The following is a 22,269-nucleotide window of genomic DNA, read 5'->3' on the forward strand; positions in this document are numbered from 1 at the left end:
CGCCAAGGAATGCTTAAAGAAAGGGCAGGTCCAGACGGGCCTGCCCTTTTGTCATGCGCTCTTTCTATTTGCCGATCGCTGTCCTAAGCTGCGATGCAGCACCATTGGTCGGGAGTAATATCATGGCGGACAAACCGAAGCCTTTGCTGATAAAACGCTATGCCAGCCGCAGGCTCTACAACACCGAAACAAGCGATTACGTCACGCTGGAAGATATCGCCGGTTTCATCCGCGACGGGCGCGAGGTTCAGATCGTCGATCTGAAATCCGGCGATGACCTGACACGGCAATATCTGTTGCAAATCATCGCCGAACACGAAAGCCGGGGCGAGGCCGTCTTGCCGGTCGATGTGCTGACCGATCTGGTGCGCAGCTATATGTCGGGCAACGTCTCGGTGGTGCCGCAGTTCTTGCAAGCCTCCTTCGACATGCTGCGCGATGGCCAATCCAAGGCGATCGAAAACATGAGCGCGATGAACCCGATGGCCAAGATGCCCGGCATGGAAGCGATGCAGGCGCAGCAAGAAGCCTTCATGAAGGCGATGACCGGCGGCTGGGCCAAATCCACCACGCCAGAGCCGCCCAAACAGCAGGCCGAACAGGGCGACGATCTGGACGCGATCAAAAAGCAGTTGGCAGAGTTGCAGGATAAACTGTCAAAGCTGAACTAACCCCAGAAGGCGCGGGCGTCGCGCGCCCGCCTCAAGCTGCCTGCGCCTCGGCCACATCCCTCAGCGCGCCCAAAATCACATCCGCCACGGCGTCGATTTCCTCCAGCGTCAATTGCACCGGCAGCCGCACGTCGCAGGCCCGCATCAGCATGGCGCGGGTGCGCGGCAGTTCGGGCAGGTCTTCGATGAATTGCCAGTTCCAAAAAGCGCGGGCGTTGTCGGTGCTTTGGCCAAAGACCTGCACCTTCACCCCCACCGCCTCCGCCGCTGCTGCGAAAGCGCGGATACTGGCGTCAGAGAGGCCCACCAGATTGAACTGGATCGAATCCGGCGCGCGGGTCTCACCGGGCAGGGGGCTTGGCACCTTAATCAAGGGGGAGGCCGCCAGCCGCGTCGCCATGTGATCGTGATTGCGCAGCCCATCGGCCACCCGGCGCGGCAAATGCGGCAATTGCGGCCGGATGATCGCAGCCGAAAGGTTGGACATGCGCAGATTGTACAGCGGCAGCCGGTTCTGCCACTTGGCAAAACTGTCTTGCAGGGCCGCGTGTTTCTTCCAATTATGCTCATAAGCGCCCGACATGATGATCGCCCGCGCCACCAGATCGGCGTCATTGGTGATCAGGATGCCGCCTTCGCCTGCGTTGATCATCTTGTAGGACTGGAAGGAAAAACAGCCGATCTTGCCAATTGTCCCGATTTTCCGCCCCCGCCAAAGCGTGCCCAGCGAATGGGCAGCGTCTTCGATCACCGGCACGCCAGCGACCTCGCAAAGCTCCATGATCGCATCCATATCCGAAGTATGCCCCCGCATATGGCTGATGATCACCGCCCGAACGCCCGGCAGTTTGGCAGCGAAATCCTCCAAATCCACACGGTAATTCTCGCCCACTTCACAAAGCACCGGCTTGCAGCCCGCATGGATCACCGCAGAAGGCACAGCAGCAAAGGTGAAACCCGGGATCAACACCGGGGCCCCAACCGGCAAGTCCAAAGCAAGCAAGGACAGAAACAGCGCGGCCGAGCAGGAGGACACGGCCAGCGCATATTCACTGCCCATCATCTGCGCAAATTCGACCTCCAACAGGGAAACAGGCGCGTCCTTGGCCGCAGTATAGCGAAAAAGATCGCCACTTTGCAAAAGCTCCGCAATGGCGGCCTCCGCTTCGGCAGGGATCGGTTCAGCACGGTGCATGTCGGGCAAAGCCATATTTCAAAATCCTGAATAATGATTTCCAGAATAGTAAAACAAACGCCTACGCAAACCAAGGGGCATGACCCGACAATAGGCCACCCCCTCTTCCCCTTCATCCTTTCTCAAATACCCTCGGGGGAATCGCGCCAAAGGCGCGATGGGGGCAGAGCCCCCGCTCTCCACCACCAGCCAACCCGCAACACCGCTCAGACCAAAATCACAGCCCCAACCGATCCCGCGTCGCATACCAAAGCATCGCAAGCACCAAAAGCGGGCTCCGCAGAGAGGCCCCGCCGGGGAAAGCCTGCGTCGGGATCGCGGCCATCGTGTCGAAACCCGCGGCATCGCCTTCGATCGCCTTGGCCATCAGATAGCCCGCATGGGTCGCGGTCCCAACCCCATGACCGGAATAGCCCGAGGCCGAGAGGATGTTCGGCGCGAGCCGGGCCACATAGGGCAGGCGCTTCATCGTGATGCCAAGAGTGCCGCCCCAAGCGTAGTCGATCTTAACGTCCTTCAACTGCGGAAAGACCTGCGACATCGGTTTGCGCACCTTGGCGGCGATGTCCTGCGGGAAGCGATAGCCATAGCTCTCGCCGCCGCCAAACAGCAGCCGTCCGTCGTGCGACAGTCGGAAATAGTTTACCACAAAGCGGCTGTCGGCCACGGCCACGTCGCGGGGCAGCACGTCTTTCACGCGCGCGCCCAAGGGTTCGGTCGCGGCGATGAAATTGTTGATCGGCATGACCTTGGCGGCCACGTCGCCGTTGAGCTTGCCTAGATAGCCGTTGCAGGCCAGCACCACATGATCGGCGCTCACGCTGCCCGTGGCGGTTTGCACCAGCGCCTTGCTGCCCTCGACGATGTTCTCGGCGGGACTTGTCTCATGAATGCGCACACCTGCGGCGGCAGCGGCGCGGGCAAGGCCGAGGGCGTAGTTCAATGGGTGCAAATGCGCGGCCCCCATGTCGAGCACGCCGCCCTTGTAGTCGGGCGAGGGGCAGACCGATTGCAGCGCGGCATGATCCAACACTTCGATCTGGTCATAGCCATAGCGCTTTTGCAGATGCTCTGCATAATCGTGCAGATGCCGCACGTCAGATGTGGTGGAGCCGGTCCAGGCCACGCCGGGCTTCAGGTGGCAGTCGATCTCGTGTTTCGCGATGAGGGATTTGACCAGTTCCTTCGCCTCTTCGCCCATCTGCCACAGCTTGGCGGCATGGTCTTCGCCCAGCATCTTTTCGAGGCCATCCTGCTCGACCCGTTGGCCCGAGCCTAACTGCCCGCCATTGCGGCCCGAGGCGCCAAAACCCACGCGCTGCGCGTCTAAAAGCACCACGTCATAGCCCGCCTCGGCCAGATGCAGTGCGGCGGAAAGCCCGGTGTAGCCGCCGCCAACGACACAGACATCGGCCGTGGTATCGCCCTGAAGCGGCGGGTAGGCCGCGTGTTTCGTGGCGGTGGCGGCGTACCAGCTGGTAGGGTACTGGCCGGGCGTGTCATTGGCGTAGAGCAGGTTCATCGGGCCTCCGGGCGTTAGACGTTCATCAGCAGATGTTCACGTTCCCAAGGCGAGATGACCTGTAGGAACTCCTCATATTCCGCTCGCTTCACAATGGAATAGACGCGGGCGAAATCCGGGCCCAAAGCCTCGTGCAGCTCTGTCGCCTCCTCGAAAAGGTCGAGCGCTTGGCCCAGAACTTGCGGAATATCCCCTTCGCCGACATAGGCATCGCCTTTGAATTCGGGCAGCGGGTCTTTCTGCTGGATCAGCCCTAGATAGCCGCAGGCAAGGCTGGCGGCGATGCCGAGGTAGGGGTTGCAATCCATCCCGGCGAGACGGTTCTCCACCCGGCGTGATTTCGGCCCCGAGAGCGGCACGCGAATGCCCGTCGTGCGGTTGTCGCGGCCCCATTCGAGGTTGATCGGGGCGGCGTGATCCTTGACGTAGCGGCGGTAGGAATTGACGTAGGGCGCGATCACGGCGAGCGCGCTTGGCATGTGGTTTTGCAAGCCTGCGATGAAATGGCGGAAGGGGGCGGTCTCTTCCCCTTCGGCATCGACAAAAATATTCTCGCCGGTTTTCACATCCAGCACCGAATGGTGGATATGCATGGCGCTGCCCGGTTCATCGGCGATGGGTTTGGCCATGAATGTGGCGTAGCACTCATGCCGCATCGCCGCTTCGCGGATCAGGCGTTTGAAATAGAACACCTCATCGGCCAGCCGCACCGGATCACCATGTTGCAGGTTGATCTCAAGCTGGCCTGCGCCGCCTTCTTGGGTGATGCCGTCGATCTCGAAACCCTGCGCCTCGGCAAAGTCGTAGATGTCGTCGATCACGGGGCCGAATTCATCCACGGCGGTCATCGAATAGGCCTGCCGCGCTGCCGCAGGGCGGCCCGAGCGGCCCATCATCGGCAGGATTTCCTTGGCCGGGTCGATGTTGCGGGCCACAAGGAAAAACTCCATCTCGGGGGCCACGACCGGCTCCCACCCCTTGTCGCGGTAAAGCTGCACCACGCGTTTGAGCACATTGCGCGGCGAATAGGCCACCGGCTTGTCGTTGCGGTCATAGGCGTCGTGGATGACCTGAAGCGTCCAGTCCCCGGTCCAAGGTGCGGCGGTGGCCGTGTCCATATCCGGGCGCAGGATCATGTCTTTTTCGATGAAACCGTCATCGCCCGCCGCTTCGCCCCATTCGCCGGTGATGGTCTGGTAGAAGATGCTGTCGGGCAGGTGGAAATATTCTTGCCGCGCGAATTTCGACGCCGGGACGGCTTTGCCCCGGGCGATGCCGGGCAGGTCGGGGATGATACATTCCACTTCGTCCAGACGCCGGCCCTCAAGATAGGCGCGCGCCGCTTCGGGTAGTGCTTCTGTCCAATCCTCGGCCATCAGGCCCTCTCTTTCCTGTTGTCTTTAAAGAATGCGGCCATTTGGTCCGCGATTTTTTGGTTGTCGATGGGGCCGCCCAAGGCGGCTGTCGCCTGTTCCAGCAGATGCTCGGGCACCACGCCCTTGCCACGGGTTTTGATCAAGCCATCGATGAAGTCATGGCCGAATTCGGGATGCGGCTGCACTGTCCAGATGCGGTCGTCATAGGCCAGCGCCGCATAGGCGCAAAAGTCCGATGAGGCGACGACGCGGGCCCCTTCGGGCAGGTCCACAATCTGGTCCTGATGCCATGCATTCAGCGCCAGTTTGTCACCGTCCATATCGTATTCAGTGCGACCAATGGACCAGCCGTTGGTAAACTTCTCAACCTTGCCGCCAAGCGCTTGGGCGATGATCTGATGCCCGAAACAAACGCCGATCATGGGGCGGCCATCGGCATAGGTCTGGCGGATGAACTCCTCCAGCGGCGGGATCCAATCGTGATCCTCATAGGCGCCGTGTTTCGATCCGGTGATCAGCCAGCCGTCGGCCTGGGTCACGCTGTCGGGCAGGATGCCATCGACGACCGACCAGATTTGAAAGTCAAACCCGTGGCCATCCAGCAGTTTGGTGAACATCTCCCCATAGTCGCCGAGCTGTTCGCGAAAGTCGTCGGGGGAGTGGCCGGTTTGCAGAATGCCGATTTTCATGTGTCACCTGTTACACAGTGTCGAGGTAGATCTCGACCTGTTCCTCTGGGGTCAATTCCTGCATGTAATGCAATTCTTGGCGTTTGGTCAGCACGAAGTTGCGGATCATCTCGGGCGCGAAGATGCGCGCGACATGGGGGCAGCTTTCAAACAGGTCGATGGCGGTTTTCCAATCGCTCGGCATGCGCGGCAATTCGGCGGCATAGGCGTTGCCGGTGATCGGGGCGGGCGGCTCAAGCGCATCTTCGATGCCGTTCAGCGCCGCACCCAGCACGGCGGCGAGCATCAGATAGGGGTTCACATCCCCGCCCGAGACGCGGTGTTCGATGCGCCGCGCCTTGTGGCTGCCCGAGGGGATGCGGATCGCGGCGGTGCGGTTCTCATAGGCCCAGCAAACCCCGGTGGGCGCGTGGGATTCCGGCACCATCCGGTCAAAGCTATTGGCATGCGGGCAAAAGACCAGCGCCGAGCCCTGCATCGCGTTCATGCAGCCCGCCACAGCGTGGCGCAGCGTGTCGGTCCCCTTCGGCCCGCCATCGTCGAAGATGTTGTCGCCCTTCTCATCCAATACCGAGAAATGGGTGTGCAGGCCGGAGCCGGAGTAATCCTCATAAGGTTTCGCCATAAAACTTGCGGCAAAGCCGTGCCGCCGGGCCAGACCCTTGACCAGCATCTTGAACAGCCATGCGTCATCGGCGGCGCGCAGGGCGTCGTCGCAATGCATGAGGTTGATCTCGAACTGGCCCAGACCCGCCTCGGAAATGGCGGTGTCGGCGGGGATGTCCATCTCTTCGCAGGCGTCATAAAGATCGGTGAAGAACAGATCGAACTGGTCGAGCGCGCGGATCGACATGGTTTCGGCCGCCTTGCGCCGCTTGCCCGACCGGGGGGAGACGGGCACCTGAAGGTTGCGGCCCGAATCGTCGATCAGGAAGAATTCCAGCTCAACCGCGCAGACCGGCGTCAGACCGCGCGCCTTGTAGCGATCCAGCACCGCGCGCAGCGCATGGCGCGGATCGCCGGGGTAGGGGCGGCCATCTTCGCGGAACATCCAGATGGGCAACAGAGCCGAGGGCGCATCGAGCCATGGCATCGGCATGAAGCCCCGCTCGGTCGGTTTCAGCACGCCATCCGCATCGCCCGTTTCGAACACTAGCGGGCTGTCGTCGATATCCTCGCCCCAGATGTCGAGGTTCAGCACCGAGACGGGAAAGCGGGTGCCTTCGGTCGTGACCTTATCAGCAAAACGCGAGGGAATACGCTTGCCCCGGGCTTGGCCATTGAGGTCAGCGGCGGCCACACGAATGGTGCGGACCTGAGGATTTTTGCGAAGCCAGTTGTTCATACATCACCTGAAAGGGCGGTGGGCATGTCACAAAGCGGTTCGCCCGGGGGGCAAAAGCGGTTGGCGCCCACGCGCCGCGTAATTTGATCAAATAATGGATACTACCGGATCAAATTAGGACGCAAGCGAATTTTACGGCGTTGCGCTTGGGGCAGGTGGCGGTTGAGGCGGGAATTGATCAAACCGAAGACGCCGATGATGCAGAGCGTCAGAAGGATGAAATAACCGGCAAGAATGGGATAGGGGACGAAGGGGTTGAAGGTCTTATCCGCGAAATAGCTGGCGTAATAGAGCGCGTCGCCGCGCTGTTGCCATGCCGGGAAACCGCTGAAAAACACCAGTGTCGTGGCGTGAAACAGGAAAATCGCCTCGTTCGTATAGGCGGGCCAAGCGAGCCGCAGCGAGGTGGGCCAGATCACCCGGCGAAAGCGCGACCAACCGGACAGACCATAGGCATCCGCGGCCTCCACATCGCCCTTGGGGATGGATTGCAGCGCGCCGTAAAAAATTTCGCCCGAATATGCGGCAGTGTTAAGAAAGAGCACGATCAACGCGCCCAGCCATGCCGCCGTGAAGGGGGCGAAGAAGGCGTATTCGGATTTCAGCGACAGAAACAGGAAGTAGCCAAAGAAGAACTGGATGAAGAGCGGCGAGCCGCGGAAGATGAAGATGAACCACTCCGCCGGTTTGCGGAACCACGGGTTCGCGCTGGCCTTGCCGACGCCAAGCGCCGTGGCAAAGAAAAAGCCGGTCAGCAAAGCGACGACGCCGAAATAGACGTTCCAGATCATGCCCGAACCGATCAGCGTGAACTGCTCGCAAAGCGTGAAGCCGTCGCGCGGCAGCAGCCGTTCGCCATAGCCCAAGGACCGCAGGCCGTAGTCCTGAATCGTTTGCAGACAGCTCATGCGCCGGCCCTCCGCTGGGCTTCGCCGCCGGTGGTGGCTTGGCCGCGTGTCAGTCGTTTCATCAGACGGTCCAACGTGATCTCGGAAATGCGGGTGAAGAGCAGGTAGAACACCAGCAGCGCGAGGAAGTACCACATGCGCCAGTCCGGGTGCGGGTAATCGGTAAAGCGCGGCGTCTTGGTGCCGCCCAGTTCACGCGCCCAATAGACGATGTCTTCGACACCCAGCAGGAACAGCAGCGGCGTGGCCTTGATCAGCACCATCCACAGGTTGCTGAGGCCGGGCAGGGCATAGACCCACATCTGCGGCACCAGCACCCGCCAGAAGGTCTGGCGGTGGGTCATGCCATAGGCTTCGGCGGTTTCGAGCTGCGCTTTCGGCACGGCCCGCATGGCCCCGAAAAGCACATTGGCCGCGAAAGCCCCGAAAACGATGGCAAAGGTAAAGACGGCGAGGCCGAAGCCATAGGTCTCATGCACCCATTGGGCGGCATTGCCCAAGGGCATCTTGGCCTCTTGGCAGACGACGAAGTCGCTGCCTTGGCGGATCGGCATATCCCAATCGGGACAGAGCACCTTGTGGCGCAGATACTCGATGCCCTGATCGAGCGCGATCACGAAAAACAGGAAAAAGGCGATATCCGGCACACCGCGCACCAGCGCGATATAGCCCTTGCCGACCCAACTGAGCGGCGCGAAACGCGCGCGTGCCATCATGGCCCCGCCAAAGCCGAAGGCCAGTGCCACGGGGGCGGTAACCGCCAAAAGCAGCAGGACCTTCAGGAAGGACAGGTAGAAGGACATATGGACGCCGGTTGTCAGGTAACAGGCAGTCCAGAGCCAGTCATTCAGGGTCGACGGATCGGTGCAGAAAGAGAACATGGGCCCCCGTGGGCTGATCTGCGCGCGGGGCCCGCGCAGGCATGGTCAGGCGCGCCGCGACGGGCGCGCCTGAGATGGAATCACTCGTAGGTGGTGGTGTCTTCGCCGAACCACTTCTTGAGCATCTCGTTGAGCGTACCGTCTTCCTTCATCTCGGTGATGACGGCGTCAAAGGTGTCGCGCAGTTCGGTGTCGGACTGGCGCAGGCCCATGCCGATGCCACCGCCGAGCGGCACATCGTCGCCCACGAACATCAGCTCACCGCCGGATTCCTCGACGATCGGCACGAGGTAATCTTTGTCGGCGAAGACCGCGTCGGCCTCACCGTTGCGCACGGCGGCGACGGTCTCTTCCGGGGTCGCGAATTCGATCAGCGTGGCGCCGCTTTCGGCGACATAGCCCGCCTGGATGGTCGCGGTCTGACCAGCGACGACGCCGCCTTCGAGGTCCGCGTCCTCAGATGCCGCCACATAGGCCGAGGCGGTGGGCGGATAGTAGTTCTGCGTGAAGGCGATGACTTCCTTACGCTCGTCGGTGATGCTCATGCCCGCCATGATGGTGTCGTAGTTGCCCGACACGAGGTTGGGGATGATGCTGTCCCAGTCGTTCTTGACCCATTCGCAGGTCAGCTCGGCGCGCTCGCACAGCTCGTCGCCCAGCTCACGCTCGAACCCGTCGACTTCGCCGGCGTCGTTGATGAAGTTGTAGGGGGGGTAGGCGCCCTCGGTGCCCATGCGGATGGTTTTGCCATGGGCTTCGGCCATCGCGAAGCCCGCGGTCATGCTGAGCGCGACGCTTGCCAGTAGGATCTTTTTCATTTGGTAACTCCCTTTGGTTCTTGTTTACGCAGGCTGGGTTGCCGAAAGGAACCCACGCAGACGTTCCGATTTGGGCGCGCCGAAGACCTCTTCGGGCGTCCCTTGTTCTTCGATCAGACCTTGGTGCAAAAAGACGACATGATCGCTGACATCGGCGGCCAGTTTCATGTCGTGGGTCACGATCACCATCGTGCGCCCCTCTGCGGCCAGATCCTTGATAACCTTGACGACTTCCTGTTCCAACTCGGGGTCGAGCGCGCTGGTCGGCTCATCGAACAGCAGCGCCTCGGGCTCCATGCACAGTGCACGGGCAATCGCGGCACGCTGTTGCTGGCCACCGGAAAGCTGCGCCGGGTAGACATCGCATTTGTCGCCGATGCCGACCTTTTCCAGATAACCGCGCGCGGCGCGCTCCACCTCCGCCCGGTCGCGGCCCAGCACGGTCAGCGGCGCTTCCATCACGTTTTGCAGGATCGACATATGCGCCCAGAGATTGAACTGCTGGAAGACCATCGACAGGTTGGTGCGGATGCGCAGCACCTGTTTGGCGTCCGCCGGGCAGCGCTGGTGGCCGTCGCCCTTCCAACGCACCGGTTCGCCCTTAAAGATCACCTCGCCCTGTTGGCTGTCTTCGAGCAGGTTGCAGCAGCGCAGCAGCGTCGATTTGCCTGAGCCCGAAGACCCGATGAGCGAGATCACATGGCCACGCGGGGCGGTCAGATCGACCCCTTTGAGAACCTCCAGCGCGCCATAGGCCTTGTGAAGGTTCTTGATCTGGATAACCGGGGTATCTGTGGTCACGGAAACTGTCGCCAATCTGTCATTTCAGTGCGCTATAAAGCGACGAATCGACGGAAATTGCAACGCAGAGTTTGCCCCGCCTTGCATCACAGTCCCGGTGCTGACGCTAGGTCAGCTCTCTTTGGCAACACGCTGGCGCGCCATGGCGCTGTCGGTATCGGTGACGCCCAATAGGTTCGACACCAGCCGCAGCAGCGCGTCTTCTTCGTCGGAGCGGCTGCCGTCGGCCAGAACCACCTGCCAAAGCGCCTCGATGACCTCCAGCCGGTGCTCATAGGGCACCGCATCTTTGATCGCGCGGGTAAAGCGCACGGTGTCGGGGGCTTGGGCCTCCAGCGCCTCGGCCTCTTTACGCAGGGCGGTGGCGTCGGCCTCGTTCAGGCCGTAGCGCTCGGCGGCGATCCGGTCGATCAGGCGCCGCTCGCTCATTGCGTAGTCATTGTCGGACCGGGCGATGCGCACCAAAAGCGCGGTCAGCGCAAGGCGGGCGTCATTGTCGGCCAACGGATCGGGTTCGGGCTGGGTCAGCCGTTTGAGAAAGTCACCAAACATATATGCGTCATCATCCTGCTGCGGGAAAAGGGAATGTCATAGCGTGTTTAAAGCGTTAGCCCGGGCTGCGGCCATATCCTCATCCGACAGGCCAAGGGCGGTTTCGATGGCGACAAGCTGAATTTCCTCGTCATCATTGCGCGCCCCGTCGGAAAGGGCCACCTGCCACATCGCCTCGCCCAATGCCTTGCGGTCGGCATAGTCGACCTCTTCGCGCAGGATGCGGGTGAACTCCGGCGTGCCGGGGGCGTCGCGCTCTAGCGCTTCGCAAGTGGCACGCAGTTTCGCCGCCTCGATGGGTTTGAGGCCGAAGGTCTGCGCCAGAATGCGGTCGATCTGGCCGATCTCGGAGGCGCGGTAGTTGCGATCGGCAAAGGCCACACGCACCAAAAGCGCGCCAAGTGCCAGTTGGGCATTGGGCTGCGGCAAAGGTTTCGGCTGTGCCTTGCGGCGGGGGAACAGTCGGTTCAGCATGGGGCTCACTTATCGCAGGAAACAGGGTCGCCATAGAGGAAACTGCGCATCGGGGGCGCAGGTTCCTGCAGGGGGCCGCATCGGCTTAGCCGTCATAGCCTTCGACGATCACCAAAGACCCGTCCGCCACGTTCAGGCGAATGTCTTTCGCCCGCTGGTAGCCGGGGCTTTCGTAACAAGCGACCGCATCGGCGTAGCTGTCGAATTCCAAAACAACGGTGCGGGCGCGCATCTGCCCTTCGCGGATCTGCTGGGTGCCGCCGCGAACAAGGAAGCGTGCGCCGTAATCCGCAAAGGGTTTGGCATTGGCAGCACGGTATTTGTCGTAAATCGCAGTGTCGTGGATATCCATGGTGGCGATCCAATAGCCCTTTGGCATCTGTTATCTCTCCTGTTGGGTCAAGGTGGCGAAACGGGCGGTGAGGTTCTTTGCCTCATTGTCGAGCCCGTAGGGGGGATTGATCACGAACATGCCCGAGCCGACCATGCCATGCCCGGGCCGCGCGGGCGGAAAGCGCACTTCGTGGCGCAGCGCATCGGGGTGGTTGGCGGTGAGCTTGTCGAGCATCGGCTCATGCGCGCGGTTTGTCAGAATTGGATACCACAGGGCGATGATGCCCACGTTCCACGCGCGGTGCAGCTTGGCGATCTGCCGCGGAATGGTCTCGTAATCGGTTTTGATCTCGTAAGAGGGGTCGATCAGCAGCATCCCCCGGCGCGGTGTCGGCGGGGTGAGAGCAAAGGCCATCTCGAACCCGTCGCTGAGGTGGCATTTCGCCGGGTAGGGCGACATCGCCAAATCAAGGGCGCTGTGTTCTTGCGGGTGCAACTCGGCCAGATGGATGCGGTCATCGGGGCGCAGCAGTTTCGCGGCCAGCAGGGGAGAGCCGGGGTAGGCGCGCGGGCCGTGGGCCTCGCGCAGCGCTTCTAGAACCTGCCTGTAGGGGTGATCGGCAGCGAACCAATCGCGCACCTTGTCGATGCCCTGCCGCGCCTCGCCCGTCTTTTCCGCCGCCGCATCCGACAGGTCATAAAGCGCCCGCCCTGCATGGGTTTCCAGATAGGTGAGCGGTTTGTCCTTGCGGGTGAGGTATGACAGCATCCACGCCAAAAGCGCGTGTTTCTGTACGTCTGCAAGGTTTCCGGCGTGGTAGATGTGTTGATAGCTCAGCATGGCCTAGCTGTAGCGGAGTGGTCGGCGGGTGCAACGCGAAAGAGGGGGGACGGCCTGCGCCTGCGGCTTGATTCCGAGCCTAATGGTGGGGCTAGAAAAGCAGAAGGCCCGGCGCAAAACGCACGGGCCTTCAAACCTTATACCAACCGCGACACATCCTTCGCGGCGCGCACGAAATCCTTGAACAGGGGGTGCGGGTCGAAGGGCTTGGACTTCAGCTCGGGGTGGAACTGAACGCCGATGAACCACGGGTGATCCGACCATTCGACGATCTCAGGCAGCTTGCCATCGGGGGACATGCCCGAGAACTTCAGCCCGGCCTTCTCAAGCTGGTCCTTATAGGCGATGTCGACCTCGTAGCGGTGACGGTGACGCTCGTCGATGGTGGTGGTTCCATAGGCTTCGGCCACGCGCGACCCTTCGACCAGCGTCGCGTCATAGGCGCCCAAGCGCATGGTGCCGCCCTTGTCGTCATCGACCTTGCGCGCCACTTTGTGGTTGCCCTGAACCCATTCCTTGAGGTGGTAAACCACCGGCTCAAAACGCTTTTTCCCGGCTTCATGGTCGAACTCTTCCGACCCTGCCGTCTTCAGACCCGCCACGTTGCGCGCCGCTTCGATCACGGCCATCTGCATGCCAAGGCAGATGCCTAGATAGGGCACCTTATGCTCGCGGGCATATTGCGCGGCCTTGATCTTGCCCTCGGTCCCGCGCTCACCGAAGCCGCCGGGGACGAGGATCGCGTGGAACCCTTCGAGATGCGGACCGGGGTCTTCGCTGTCGAAAATCTCGGCGTCGACCCATTCGACTTTGACCTTCACCCGGTTCGCCATGCCGCCATGGGTTAGTGCCTCGGCGATGGATTTATAGGCGTCTTCAAGCTGGGTGTATTTGCCGACGATGGCAACTTTGACTTCGCCCTCGGGGTTGTAAATGCGGTCGGCCACATCTTCCCAACGCGACAGGTTCGGCTTGGGCGCGGGTGTGATCTGGAAGGCATCCAGAACCGCCTGATCCAGCCCCTCGCGGTGATAGGCGAGCGGAGCTTCGTAGATCGATTTAAGGTCCTGCGCCGCAATCACCGAGTCCGGGCGCACGTTGCAGAACAGCGCCAATTTTTCACGTTCTTTCGCGGGGATCGGCCCTTCGGAGCGGCAAACCAGAATGTCCGGCGCGATGCCGATGGAGCGGAGTTCTTTGACCGAGTGCTGCGTCGGCTTGGTCTTCAACTCGCCGCTGGCCTTGACGTAGGGCAGCAGCGTGAGGTGCATGAAGATACACTGGCCGCGCGGCTTGTCTTGGCTGAACTGGCGGATCGCCTCGAAGAAGGGAAGCCCTTCGATATCGCCCACGGTGCCGCCGATTTCGCAAAGCATGAAGTCGACCTCATCATCGCCAATGTCGATGAAGTCTTTGATTTCGTTGGTAACGTGTGGGATCACCTGAATGGTCTTGCCCAGATAATCGCCGCGGCGCTCTTTCTCTAGCACGGTGGAGTAAACCCGGCCCGAACTGATGCTGTCGGTCTTGCGCGCAGCAACACCGGTGAAACGCTCGTAATGCCCAAGGTCGAGGTCGGTCTCTGCGCCATCATCGGTGACGAAGACTTCGCCATGCTCGAAGGGCGACATCGTGCCGGGATCGACGTTCAGATAGGGGTCCAGCTTGCGCAGACGCACCGAAAAACCGCGTGCCTGAAGCAAGGCGCCCAAAGCCGCCGAGGCCAGACCCTTGCCCAGAGACGAGACCACACCGCCTGTGATGAAGATATAGCGTGCCATGTGATCGGAGACCCCCGTGAATTCAAAGTTTGTTGCAGGCAAAAACCAGCCAAACGCGCTGCAGAAAACCGCAACACCACGGGATTTAAGCCTTACAGGATTCGTGCGTTTGAGGCAAGGCCCGCCGCAACATACAGTTGCGGAACCGGGCCGTGCCTCAAGGTTTTGTGTTCGTTAGCTTAATCGGCCGCAGGGACCAGCGGTGTGTTGCCATCCGCGGAAGGCGGCAGCAGATCGTCGCCCGCGGGCAGGGCCGGGCTGCCATCTTGGCTTTGGGCGGGCGGTGTCGCACTCAGCCGGTCGATGACCGACGAGCCTGCGGATTTTTCCGCTGCGATGATGGTCAGCGTAATCGACGTGGCGATGAAACCGGCCGCAAGCGCCCATGTCACCTTGCCCAATGCCGTGGCCGCCGCGCGGCCTGAAACGGCACCGCCGCCACCACCGCCCATGCCAAGGCCGCCGCCCTCGGACCGTTGCAGAAGTACCACGGCGATCAGGCCAAGAGCCAGAATCAGGTGAATGATCAGAACGACATTTTCCATGGGTACGACAGCTTTCGGTTTTGGTTGGCGGGTATCTATTCGTCTTTGCCCATGGGGGCAAGGGTGGATTGCCGCCGGGTGATGATCGGATCAGGAGGGGGAGGCCTAAGGGATCAAAGGCACGAGCAAAGACCGCCGCATGGGGGCGACGGTCTTTTGAAGCAGTACTCAACCACAATATGTAAGAGGGCTATCCTGGAATTAAGGTGGTGCAGACTCGCTTCGTACCCTCATCATAGCATGAAATGCGGGCAAATTCGCCCATATTCTTTGCAGAGAAATGAAGGGATTGCCCGTGATCGGCGATGGACAGCCGAGTGCCGCTGGGATGGACAGCCGAGTGCCGCTGGGGCAGTCTGCCGCCATGCCACATGATCATTCGGACCACGACCACCCCCATGCCCTGCTGCCGCCCGAGCCTGCGCTCAGGGTCAAGGCGTTGGAGACACTGCTGACGGCCAAGGGGCTTATCGACCCCGCCGCCTTGGATGAGATCATCGACACCTATGAAAACCGCATCGGCCCGCGCAACGGGGCCGAGGTCGTCGCCCGCGCCTGGAGCGATCCTAATTTCCGCGCGGCCCTGCTTGAAGATGCGACCGCAGTGGTGGCCGAGATGGGGTTCTTCGGGCGGCAGGGCGAACATATGGTCGCGGTCGAGAATACGGATGAGGTGCATAATATCGTCGTTTGCACTCTGTGCTCTTGCTACCCTTGGCCGCTTTTAGGCATCCCGCCGGGCTGGTATAAATCCGATGCCTACCGTGCCCGCGTGGTCCGCGAGCCGCGCAAAGTGCTGGCTGAATTTGGCATCGACTTGCCCGAAGAGACCGCCGTGCGCGTTTGGGATTCGACGGCTGAGGTGCGCTATCTGGTGATCCCGCAACGCCCTGCCGGGAGTGACGGCATGGATGTCGCCGCGCTGGCTGATCTTGTCACCCGCGACAGTATGATCGGCACCGGATTGGCCAAAGCGCCATGACCCGCGTGCATGACATGGGCGGGCGTTTCGGCGATGGCGCGGTAGTGCCCGAGGGCGAAGATGTGGTCTTTCATGCCGATTGGCACCGCCGCGCGCTGGCGCTGACCTTGGCCACGGGGACGTTGGGCAAATGGAACATCGACGTGTCGCGCCATGCCCGCGAATGTCTTGCCCCGACCGATTACATGCGGTTCAGCTATTACGAGAAATGGATCGCCGGGGTGGCCGATATGCTGGTCGCGCGCGGGGTGGTCAGCCGCGAGGAACTCTCGGGCAAAGCCGCGCCCACGCCCAGCCCGCTGGCGGAAAAGGCGCTGAAAGCGCCGCAGGTGGCCGGGGTGCTGGCCCGTGGTGGTCCGGCGGACCGCCCCTCGGACATCGTGCCGCTCTTTGCGCCCGGCGACAGGGTCGTCACCCGCAAGCAGCCGGAAAACAGCATCGTTCCGGGCGGGCACACCCGGCTGCCCGCCTATGCCGCGGGCGCTTCAGGGCGGGTGCTGCGGTTGCATGGCACCCATGTTCTGCCTGATAGCAACGCCCATGATCTGGGCGAGGCGCCGGAGCCGCTTTACGCGGTGGCCTTCCCGGCCTCTGAACTTTGGGCGCATCCTGAACATCCCCGCGATGAGGTCGTGCTCGACCTCTGGCAAAGCTATCTGGAGGCCCCGTGAGCGCCCCGGAGCCCGTGTTCGAGGCGCCATGGCACGCGCAGCTTTTCGCGCTGACGGTGCATCTGAACGAAAGCGACCTTTTCGACTGGCCCTTCTGGGCCAACCGTTTTGGCGCGACTTTGGCGCGCCACGGACTGACGCGCGCCTTGAACGGCGGGGAGGACTATTTCAACGCTTGGCTCGAAACCCTCGAAACCCTGCTGATCGACGCGGGCCATGCCCGCCCCGGTGATCTGCGCGCCCTGCGCGACGGGTGGGAGGCCGCCTATCTCAGTACCCCGCATGGCGAGCCGGTGCATCTGAAGGCGGGGCAAAGCGTCTAAATCCGCTCCCGCGTTTTTTCGAGTTTCACACGCCTGCCACTGTCGCTATACGGGCGCGGGACATCGCAAAGGAATATATCATGGCCAATGTCGTCGTTGTCGGCGCCCAATGGGGTGACGAGGGAAAAGGCAAGATCGTTGACTGGCTCAGCGAACGCGCCGATGTGATCGCACGCTTCCAAGGCGGGCATAACGCGGGCCACACTCTGGTCATCGACGGCAAGGTCTACAAGCTGCATGCGCTGCCTTCGGGCGTGGTGCGCGGCGGCAAGCTGTCTGTCATCGGCAATGGCGTGGTGCTGGACCCGTGGCACCTGCTGAAAGAGATCGAGACGATCGAAGGGCAGGGGGTTGAGATCAACCCCGAGAACCTGATGATCGCAGAAAACACGCCGCTGATCCTGCCCTTCCACGGTGAGCTTGACCGCGCCCGCGAAGAGGCGGCGAGCAAGGGCACCAAGATCGGCACCACCGGGCGCGGCATCGGGCCGTGCTATGAAGACAAGGTTGGCCGCCGCGCCATCCGCGTGGCCGATCTGGCCGACGCCGCGACATTGGAGGCCCGCGTCGACCGCGCGTTGCAGCACCACGACCCGCTGCGCAAGGGCTTGGGTGTCGAGGCCATCGACCGCGACGCGCTGATCGCGCAACTGCAAGAAATCGCACCGAAAATCCTGCGTTTCGCCGCCCCCGTCTGGAAGGTGCTGGCCGAGAAGCGCAAAGCGGGCAAACGCATCCTTTTTGAGGGCGCACAGGGCGCGCTGCTGGACATTGACTTTGGCACCTATCCCTTCGTCACCTCCTCAAACGTGATCGCGGGGCAAGCGGCGACCGGTGTGGGCCTTGGCCCCACCGCCATCGACTATGTGTTGGGCATCGTGAAGGCTTACACCACCCGCGTCGGCGAAGGCCCGTTCCCGACTGAGTTGGAAGACGCCGACGGCCAGCGATTGGGTGAGCGCGGCCATGAGTTCGGCACCACCACCGGGCGCAAACGCCGTTGCGGTTGGTTCGACGCGGCGCTGCTGCGCCAGACCTGCGCGACTTCGGGCATCACCGGCATCTGCCTGACCAAGCTCGACGTGCTTGATGGCTTCGAGACGCTGAAGGTCTGCGTCGGCTATGAGTTGGACGGTGAGCGGCTCGACTATCTGCCCACCGCGGCCGAGCAGCAGGCCCGCTGCACGCCGATCTACGAAGAACTTCCGGGTTGGTCCGAATCGACCGAAGGCGCGCGCAGTTGGGCCGACCTTCCGGCCAATGCGATCAAATACGTGCGCCGGGTCGAAGAGTTGATCCAATGCCCCGTGGCGCTCGTCTCCACCTCGCCCGAGCGGGAGGACACCATTCTGGTGACCGACCCTTTCGCGGATTGATCTGATGGCGCTGAGCTATAAGGCGCGCCGCCGTTGGGCGCTGGTGATCCTGCTGATTGGGCTGCCGAGCTATATCGCCGTGGCGGTCTGGACGGTGGCCCAGTTCGACCGCCCGCCGGTGCTGCTAGAGCTTGGCATCTACGTCGCCCTTGGCATCGTCTGGGCGCTGCCGTTCAAATTTGTCTTTCGGGGCATCGGACAGGCCGACCCCGATGCGGAAGATGATCGTTAAAACCCAATAAAAAAGCGCCCCGCGGGGCGCTTTTTCGTATCTGGCGGAGGGCCGTGGTTTAACCCACGGCGCGGTGATCGGGGCGGTAGCCAATCTCATCCGAGACGGTGAAACGCCCGCCTTTGATCTTTTCGATCTTCCCTGCGCGCAGCAGTTGACCGAAGGAGCGCAACCCGTCTTCGCGGGTGAAATCCGGCAGGCCGATCGAGCGGACCTTGCCCATCAACTGCGGGCGGGAGAATTGGTCACGCCCCTCGACGAAAGACATGTATGATGCCGCTGCCTCAAGCAGTTCGGGCAGTTTGGTGGCACCCATGTCGGCGGCGAAATCGGCAAAGCTTTCGGCATCGGGGTTGGTTTTAACCGGCTCGACCACGGCGGCCACCCGGCGCGGACGCACGGGGCCCGCGCTGCGCAGCTTGTCGACATCGATGCGCTGTTCGGCCACCAGTTTCAGTGGCGCGGAGCGGGCATCGGCCTTGGGCCGCTCGGTCCGGGCGGGGCGGGTGACGGGGCGGCGCGGGCGGACCACATCGGCCAAGTCTTCGCGGTAGGCGTCATCCGATGTCGCGGTGGTGGCGCGGCCCCCCATCGCTTCGTCGGCTTTCTTGGCAGCCACGGCGGCGCGCAGATGGGCAAAGGCATCGCGGCGCGTGGTGCTTTCGGCTTCGTCCATCTTGCTGTCGGTTTCCGCCATCAGGCGCGACATGTCGGGGCCGGCCTCATCGTCGATGGTGGGCAGGCTGTGGCGGGCCGCTTGGGCTGGCTCGGGCTGCTCTTCGACCGGCTCCGCTGCGGCTTCGACCTCTTCGGGCTCTTCCTGAGCGGGCGCCGCTTCCGGCTCGGCCATCTCAACCGCAGGCGCAGGCGTCTCTTCGGCCTCTTCCGGAGCGGCGGCACCGAGTTCGGCTTCCAAAGCGGCCAATTCGCGGGCCAGCTCGTCTTCATCCTCGGGCGACAGGGAAGAGCTGCGCTTTTCCTCTGTCTTCGCGGCAGGCGCCTTTTGCGGTGCCGGGTCCGAGACCTCTTCGAGATCGCCCCGCGCCACGGCGGCTTCGAGATGCGCGCGCTTGACCTTGATCACGCGCCCTTTGCGCGGTAGGTCGGCGGCGTCGATTTCCGGTGCGGCTTCAGCTTGGGCTTCGGCCTCAGGCTGCTCATCGGCCTCGGCGTCGAACAGGCTCTCGTCGGTCTCGGCGCTTTCGGCCTCAAGCCGGTTGAGGATATCGGCGAGATCGTCGTCCTCATCCTCCGCAGCCTCCTGCGCCATTTCGGTCGCTTCATCGGCCTCCAGCGCGTCTTCGATGTCACGGCGGGCGGCGGCGATGGCGGCTTGGCTCTCTTCCGGCGCTGCTTGCGTTTCGGCGGTGGCGCGGGCCACGGGTGCGGCTTCTTCCTCGTCATAGCCAGCCGCTTCGTCTTCGTCCTGCTGGGCGACGACGGCGCGGATGCGCTGCAATTTCGCGGCGATGCTGTCGGCAGGGGCGGCGCTTGCGGCGGGCAGCTCTTCGACGCTGGCTTCCTGCGCTTCGTCCTCGAAATGAGTCTGCGGCTGCGGGCTGGCGGCAAAGAAGGCTTCGGCTTCGCTGGTGTCCTCGGCCTCGGCTGCCGGTGCAGGCTCCTCGGCAGGCGCGGGCTCTTCAGCGGTCTCTGCGATCTGGGGTTCCGGTGTGGCGGGCGCTTCCACGGCGGCGGTGTCGGCGATCTCGGCCTTGAGGGGGGCGGGGGCTTCTTCCTCTACCGGTGCAGGCTGTGCTGCGACGGGGGCTTGCGGCGCTGCGGCCTCAGCTTTAGCCGGCGCGGCGGCGGGGGCCGCCGCTGGAGGCGCTTGGGCCGGAGCTTCGGCGCTTTGGTTCTCCAGCGCGCTCAGTACGATCTTGCCTTCTTGCTCGCGGGCTTGCACCCGGCGGGAAACTTCGCGCTGCGCGATCCGGGCGAGCATCTCGGCATCGGGTTGCGGTGGTTCGGCACCGAAGTAGCGGTCATCCGAGGCCAGATCGCGGAAATACTCGGCAATGGCCTTCATCGTGCCGAAGGAATCGTCGAAGCCTTCCAGCGTGCACGAAAAAGTGCCATAGGAGACCGTCAAGATTTTGTTGCTGTTCATCATCGGATGCTCGTCCTCTGCGGTGTTGCAGGTATCGTTTACCACGATGTCCAAGACCAAAGCGGCTCGAATCTGTGCCATTCAACGTATGATTTCAAGGCAAGATTAAGGCAGATTTCCAAAAGGGGCATTAATTGACCACTTCAGAGCATATCGTAAGGGAGGAGGGGCCAGTCACGCTGCTCGGCGGCGGAGAGGTCTTTGCGGGGGACATCGAAGCGGCGCTGGCGCTGGCCCCGACCTGCGTGGCGGCAGACAGCGGGGCTGCGGTGGGCGTGGCAGCGGGGGTGGAACTGGCCGCGGTCATCGGCGATCTTGATTCCGCCCCGGCAGAGGTCTTGGCCCAAATCCCGGCCGCGCGGCGCCACCGCATCGCCGAGCAAGAGAGCACTGATTTCGACAAGGCCTTGACGCGGATCGACGCGCCGCTGGTGCTCGGGGTCGGCTTTACCGGGGCGCGGTTGGATCATCAGCTTGCGGCTTTCAACACGCTCGCCAGCCATCCGCATCGGTCCTGCATCTTGTTGGGCGCGCATGAGATCGTGCTGCTGGCCCCGCCGCGGATCACGCTGCCGACGACGGCGGGCGATGTCGTCTCACTCATGCCTCTGGCCCCGGTGACGGGGCGCAGCCAAGGGTTGGAATGGCCGATCGACGGGCTGGATTTCGCGCCGGGTGGCCGGACCGGCACGTCGAACCGCGCCTTGGGGCCGGTCACGCTTGAGATCGATGGCCCTGATATGCTGCTGATTCTGCCGCGCCGTCTTATGGCGCCACTGGCGGCGCAACTGCTGCGGCCAGAGCACGCGCCGTGGCCCGCTCGCGCATGACGATGTAGAGCCCCGCGCCGACGGTAATCAGAATGCCAACGCCCGCCAATGGGTTGGGCAGGTCGGAAAAGATCAGCAGCCCAAGCAGCGTGGCAAATGGAATTTCCAGATATTGCATCGGCGCCAAGGTGGCCGAGGGGGCAAAACGCAGGGACCAGGTCATCAAGAGATGCGCCACCGTGCCCAGCACCCCGATCCCGAGCAGGAGGGTCCAGTCGAGCGCATCGGGTTGGATGAGCCGAAGCGGCGCGATCTGCGTCATGGTGCCAAGCGCGAGGAGCGGCAGGATCATCACCACCGCCATGACCCCGCTGACGGCCTGCAGGCTGATCGGATCGGTTTCTTTCGCGATTTGGCGCGTCACCAGCATGAAGAAAGAAAAGACGACCGCCACGACGACGGGCAGCAGCGCGGGCCAGCCGACATCGGCAAAGCTCGGCTGCACGATCAAAAGCGTACCGAGAAAGCCCACGATGCTCGCGCCCAAACGTCTGGGGCCGACCTCTTCGTTCAGGATGAACTTGCCGAGCAGCAGCATGAAAAAGGGCATGACGAATGCGATGGCGACCGCATCGGCGAGGGGCAGGTATTTCAGCGCGGTGAACATCGCCGCGATGCCCGCCATATGCAAAAGGGTGCGTAGAAAGGTCAGCCGTAACACCCGGCCCCGCATCCGCCAGATGCGCCCGGAGTACCAGACGATGGGGATCAGGATCAGCGCCTGAATGACAAAGCGGAGCAGCACCACCTGCCCCAAGGGGACCGAAGCGCCCAGTAATTTGGCCACCGCATCGCCCACGGGGGCGACGATGCAGAAGCCCATCATGAGGGCTATTCCGATGAGGGGCCGATCCTGTTGCATTGCGTTACGCTAAGGAAGCTTTGTTGCAAATGCAATCTTTGGTTGAAGTTTGATTGCTGTTGTCTCGTGCTTTTTCTCAGAGGCAGAGGCAGAGGCAGAGGCAGAGGCAGAGGCAGAGGCAGAGGCAGAGGCAGAGGCAGAGGCAGAGGCAGAG

Annotated in this window: 24 protein-coding genes; 7 read left to right on the top strand and 17 right to left on the bottom strand. The window is 62.5% G+C overall.

Features of this window, described 5'->3' with window-relative positions; genetic code table 11:
• Positions 1 to 122 precede the first annotated feature (122 nt).
• A complete protein-coding gene (gene phaR / locus ACGYK9_RS17590) occupies positions 123 to 671 on the top strand; it encodes a polyhydroxyalkanoate synthesis repressor PhaR (protein ID WP_271687875.1) in 549 nt (182 codons plus the stop codon).
• A gap of 31 nt (positions 672 to 702) precedes the next feature.
• On the opposite strand, the gene ACGYK9_RS17595 is transcribed toward phaR, so the two are convergent.
• From ACGYK9_RS17595 to secG, 15 genes are all read right to left on the bottom strand, one after another.
• The gene (locus ACGYK9_RS17595) at positions 703 to 1,881 is read right to left on the bottom strand and encodes a DegT/DnrJ/EryC1/StrS family aminotransferase (protein ID WP_394414604.1); all 1,179 of its coding nucleotides are present in this window, start codon (positions 1,879 to 1,881) and stop codon (positions 703 to 705) included.
• A 202-nt stretch (positions 1,882 to 2,083) separates the two neighbouring features.
• Entirely contained in the window at positions 2,084 to 3,388 is a 1,305-nt protein-coding gene (locus ACGYK9_RS17600; protein ID WP_394414607.1) for an NAD(P)/FAD-dependent oxidoreductase, read from the bottom strand.
• A 14-nt stretch (positions 3,389 to 3,402) separates the two neighbouring features.
• Positions 3,403 to 4,764, bottom strand: a complete 1,362-nt coding sequence (locus ACGYK9_RS17605; protein WP_067260991.1) for a glutamine synthetase family protein — start codon at positions 4,762 to 4,764, stop codon at positions 3,403 to 3,405.
• On the bottom strand, positions 4,764 to 5,453 hold the full coding sequence (locus ACGYK9_RS17610) for a type 1 glutamine amidotransferase (protein WP_394414611.1): 690 nt from the start codon (positions 5,451 to 5,453) through the stop codon (positions 4,764 to 4,766). Before ACGYK9_RS17610 ends, ACGYK9_RS17605 begins: the two co-directional genes overlap by 1 nt.
• 10 nt (positions 5,454 to 5,463) lie before the next feature.
• A complete protein-coding gene (locus ACGYK9_RS17615; protein ID WP_067260995.1) occupies positions 5,464 to 6,798 on the bottom strand; it encodes a glutamine synthetase family protein in 1,335 nt (444 codons plus the stop codon).
• A gap of 101 nt (positions 6,799 to 6,899) precedes the next feature.
• Positions 6,900 to 7,706 (bottom strand): ABC transporter permease, encoded by an 807-nt coding sequence (locus ACGYK9_RS17620; protein ID WP_067260997.1) that lies wholly within the window; start codon positions 7,704 to 7,706, stop codon positions 6,900 to 6,902.
• The gene (locus tag ACGYK9_RS17625) at positions 7,703 to 8,587 is read right to left on the bottom strand and encodes an ABC transporter permease subunit (protein WP_322328071.1); all 885 of its coding nucleotides are present in this window, start codon (positions 8,585 to 8,587) and stop codon (positions 7,703 to 7,705) included. The genes ACGYK9_RS17620 and ACGYK9_RS17625 overlap by 4 nt, the downstream gene beginning before the upstream one ends.
• Positions 8,588 to 8,667: 80 nt before the next feature.
• Positions 8,668 to 9,405 (bottom strand): transporter substrate-binding domain-containing protein, encoded by a 738-nt coding sequence (locus ACGYK9_RS17630; RefSeq protein ID WP_271687868.1) that lies wholly within the window; start codon positions 9,403 to 9,405, stop codon positions 8,668 to 8,670.
• A 24-nt stretch (positions 9,406 to 9,429) separates the two neighbouring features.
• The gene (locus ACGYK9_RS17635; protein WP_209219002.1) at positions 9,430 to 10,206 is read right to left on the bottom strand and encodes an ABC transporter ATP-binding protein; all 777 of its coding nucleotides are present in this window, start codon (positions 10,204 to 10,206) and stop codon (positions 9,430 to 9,432) included.
• 111 nt (positions 10,207 to 10,317) lie between these two features.
• Positions 10,318 to 10,758, bottom strand: coding sequence for a TerB family tellurite resistance protein (locus tag ACGYK9_RS17640; protein WP_394409995.1), 441 nt, complete (start codon positions 10,756 to 10,758; stop codon positions 10,318 to 10,320).
• 36 nt (positions 10,759 to 10,794) lie between these two features.
• Complete coding sequence (locus tag ACGYK9_RS17645; protein ID WP_209219000.1) at positions 10,795 to 11,232, bottom strand: TerB family tellurite resistance protein; 438 nt, start codon at positions 11,230 to 11,232, stop codon at positions 10,795 to 10,797.
• 85 nt (positions 11,233 to 11,317) lie between these two features.
• Positions 11,318 to 11,611 (bottom strand): DUF1330 domain-containing protein, encoded by a 294-nt coding sequence (locus ACGYK9_RS17650; protein ID WP_067261008.1) that lies wholly within the window; start codon positions 11,609 to 11,611, stop codon positions 11,318 to 11,320.
• A gap of 3 nt (positions 11,612 to 11,614) precedes the next feature.
• Positions 11,615 to 12,406 (bottom strand): 23S rRNA (adenine(2030)-N(6))-methyltransferase RlmJ, encoded by a 792-nt coding sequence (locus ACGYK9_RS17655; protein WP_394414616.1) that lies wholly within the window; start codon positions 12,404 to 12,406, stop codon positions 11,615 to 11,617.
• A gap of 137 nt (positions 12,407 to 12,543) precedes the next feature.
• Positions 12,544 to 14,187: a CTP synthase gene (locus ACGYK9_RS17660; RefSeq protein WP_067262354.1), complete on the bottom strand. Its 1,644-nt coding sequence runs from the start codon at positions 14,185 to 14,187 to the stop codon at positions 12,544 to 12,546.
• 179 nt (positions 14,188 to 14,366) lie between these two features.
• Positions 14,367 to 14,732 (bottom strand): preprotein translocase subunit SecG, encoded by a 366-nt coding sequence (secG, locus tag ACGYK9_RS17665; protein WP_067262351.1) that lies wholly within the window; start codon positions 14,730 to 14,732, stop codon positions 14,367 to 14,369.
• Between the two features lie 364 nt (positions 14,733 to 15,096).
• Here secG and nthA point away from each other — a divergent pair, with 364 nt between their 5' ends.
• The 5 genes from nthA to ACGYK9_RS17690 all read left to right on the top strand — a co-directional run bounded on the left by nthA (position 15,097) and on the right by ACGYK9_RS17690 (position 18,316).
• On the top strand, positions 15,097 to 15,714 hold the full coding sequence (gene nthA, locus ACGYK9_RS17670; RefSeq protein ID WP_394414636.1) for a nitrile hydratase subunit alpha: 618 nt from the start codon (positions 15,097 to 15,099) through the stop codon (positions 15,712 to 15,714).
• The gene (nthB, locus tag ACGYK9_RS17675) at positions 15,711 to 16,385 is read left to right on the top strand and encodes a nitrile hydratase subunit beta (protein WP_394414619.1); all 675 of its coding nucleotides are present in this window, start codon (positions 15,711 to 15,713) and stop codon (positions 16,383 to 16,385) included. The genes nthA and nthB overlap by 4 nt, the downstream gene beginning before the upstream one ends.
• On the top strand, positions 16,382 to 16,708 hold the full coding sequence (locus tag ACGYK9_RS17680) for a nitrile hydratase accessory protein (protein WP_394414622.1): 327 nt from the start codon (positions 16,382 to 16,384) through the stop codon (positions 16,706 to 16,708). Before nthB ends, ACGYK9_RS17680 begins: the two co-directional genes overlap by 4 nt.
• An 80-nt stretch (positions 16,709 to 16,788) precedes the next feature.
• The gene (locus tag ACGYK9_RS17685; protein ID WP_067262332.1) at positions 16,789 to 18,084 is read left to right on the top strand and encodes an adenylosuccinate synthase; all 1,296 of its coding nucleotides are present in this window, start codon (positions 16,789 to 16,791) and stop codon (positions 18,082 to 18,084) included.
• A 4-nt stretch (positions 18,085 to 18,088) separates the two neighbouring features.
• The gene (locus ACGYK9_RS17690) at positions 18,089 to 18,316 is read left to right on the top strand and encodes a DUF2842 domain-containing protein (protein WP_067262328.1); all 228 of its coding nucleotides are present in this window, start codon (positions 18,089 to 18,091) and stop codon (positions 18,314 to 18,316) included.
• 58 nt (positions 18,317 to 18,374) lie between these two features.
• On the opposite strand, the gene ACGYK9_RS17695 is transcribed toward ACGYK9_RS17690, so the two are convergent.
• Positions 18,375 to 20,504, bottom strand: a complete 2,130-nt coding sequence (locus tag ACGYK9_RS17695; protein ID WP_394414627.1) for a hypothetical protein — start codon at positions 20,502 to 20,504, stop codon at positions 18,375 to 18,377.
• 53 nt (positions 20,505 to 20,557) lie between these two features.
• On the opposite strand from ACGYK9_RS17695, the gene ACGYK9_RS17700 reads away from it, so the two are divergent.
• Positions 20,558 to 21,253: a thiamine diphosphokinase gene (locus ACGYK9_RS17700; protein WP_394414630.1), complete on the top strand. Its 696-nt coding sequence runs from the start codon at positions 20,558 to 20,560 to the stop codon at positions 21,251 to 21,253.
• On the opposite strand, the gene ACGYK9_RS17705 is transcribed toward ACGYK9_RS17700, so the two are convergent.
• Positions 21,189 to 22,115 carry a DMT family transporter gene (locus ACGYK9_RS17705; protein WP_394414633.1) on the bottom strand — a complete coding sequence of 309 codons (927 nt, stop codon included), beginning with the start codon at positions 22,113 to 22,115 and terminating at the stop codon, positions 21,189 to 21,191. The two genes, ACGYK9_RS17700 and ACGYK9_RS17705, sit on opposite strands and share 65 nt — an antisense overlap.
• Positions 22,116 to 22,269 lie beyond the last annotated feature (154 nt).

Origin of the sequence: Sulfitobacter sp. 1A15258 (genome assembly GCF_043557045.1) — a bacterium.
In the GTDB taxonomy this organism is placed as follows: Bacteria; Pseudomonadota; Alphaproteobacteria; order Rhodobacterales; family Rhodobacteraceae; genus Sulfitobacter; species Sulfitobacter faviae.